This window comes from Streptomyces sp. NPDC016459 (assembly GCF_040632845.1).
In the GTDB taxonomy this organism is placed as follows: Bacteria; Actinomycetota; Actinomycetes; order Streptomycetales; family Streptomycetaceae; genus Streptomyces.
This window is the reverse complement of record NZ_JBEYCR010000048.1, coordinates 1-1613: the sequence shown is the minus strand read 5'-3', so window position 1 is coordinate 1613 and position 1613 is coordinate 1. Positions and strand designations below refer to the sequence as shown.

At 58.2% G+C, this 1613-nt stretch carries 2 protein-coding genes; both read left to right on the top strand.

Annotated elements, in window-relative coordinates:
* The coding region (locus ABZ567_RS32340) for a GIY-YIG nuclease family protein (protein WP_360796945.1) at positions 1–197 on the top strand (197 nt) is incomplete at its 5' end.
* A 58-nt stretch (positions 198–255) separates the two neighbouring features.
* Entirely contained in the window at positions 256–1521 is a 1266-nt protein-coding gene (locus ABZ567_RS32335) for an IS256 family transposase (protein WP_003943361.1), read from the top strand.
* Positions 1522–1613 lie beyond the last annotated feature (92 nt).

The following is a 1613-nucleotide window of genomic DNA, read 5'->3' as shown; positions in this document are numbered from 1 at the left end:
GTTCCTACGGCTGGTGGTTCCGAGAGTTGCCCGCTGAGATCAACACGTCAGGGTGTGCGAAGAAGGACGGGCTGACCTTGCTGTATCCGGGGATCAGCCCATCAGCACTTCTCGTTAATGGGAAAGCTCCGAGCAAGCAGACTCTTCGGACTCGGATCAAGACTCACTACAGGGGCAATGCGGGACTGTCTGAATAACGGTGGATCCGGTCCTTGATTCAACACGCCGAGCTGAGCTTGGCGGGAAGGATCGACGATGACCGAAACACTTGATCCCATGGCAGAGACTGAGGTGGATCAGAAGCAGTTGGCCGAGCAGCTCCTGGCTCAGGCCAAGGAGCAGGGCGTGGAGTTGATGGGCCCGAACGGACTCCTCAATCAACTCACCAAAAACGTCCTAGAGACCGCGTTAGACGCGGAGATGACCGAGCACCTGGGCTACGAGAAGCACGATGCCGCCGGCCGCGGCAGCGGCAACTCGAGGAACGGTACCCGTTCGAAGACGGTGCTCACTGAGATCGGGCCGGTGGAGATCGAAGTGCCACGCGACGTCGATTCTTCGTTCGACCCGCAGATTGTTAAGAAGCGTCAGCGACGCTTGACGGGTATCGATGAGATCGTATTGTCATTGACGGCAAAGGGTTTGACGACCGGCGAGATATCCGCGCACTTTCAAGATATTTACGGAGCGTCGGTGTCGAAGGACACGATCTCGCGGATCACCGACAAGGTCGTCGGGGAAATGACGGAGTGGCAGAACCGGCCACTTGATCGGGTGTATCCGGTGATGTTCATCGATGCGGTGCACGTGAAGGTTCGCGATGGGCAGGTCACCAACCGGCCGATGTATGTCGCGATCGGCGTCACCGTCAATGGCGAACGCGACATCCTCGGGATCTGGGCCGGCGAGGGCGGAGAGGGCGCAAAGTTCTGGCTCTCGGTCCTGACCGAGATCAAGAACCGTGGTGTGGCGGACGTCTGCATCGTTGTGTGCGACGGACTCAAAGGATTGCCTGAAGCGATCAACACCGTCTGGGAACTCGCTGTGGTGCAGACGTGCATTATTCATCTGATACGCAACACTTTTCGCTTTGCCTCTCGTAAATATTGGGATGCGATGGCGCGTGATCTCAAACCTGTCTACACCGCTCCGTCGGAGTTTGCGGCCAGGGAACGATTCGCTGAGTTCACGCAGAAATGGGGGCAGCAGTATCCAGCGATTATCAAGATGTGGGACAACGCGTGGAGTGAGTTCGTTCCGTTCCTGGACTACGACGTCGAGATCAGGCGCGTCATCTGCTCGACGAACGCGATCGAGTCTGTCAACGCTCGCTACAGGCGCGCAGTACGGGCGCGTGGGCACTTCCCGACTGAGCAGGCGGCGCTCAAATGCTTGTACTTGGCCACGCGTGCTCTGGACCCGACAGGGAAAGGTAAGGCACGATGGGCAATGAGGTGGAAGCCCGCGCTCAATGCGTTTGCGATCACCTTCGAAGGACGCATCACCCTGAACGGTAACTAACCGACATCAAGGTCGGATCCACCGTTAATCGGACACTCCCCCTGGAGGTTGCCGGACGAGGTTGTCTGATCGGAATCGAACACGCCGTACCC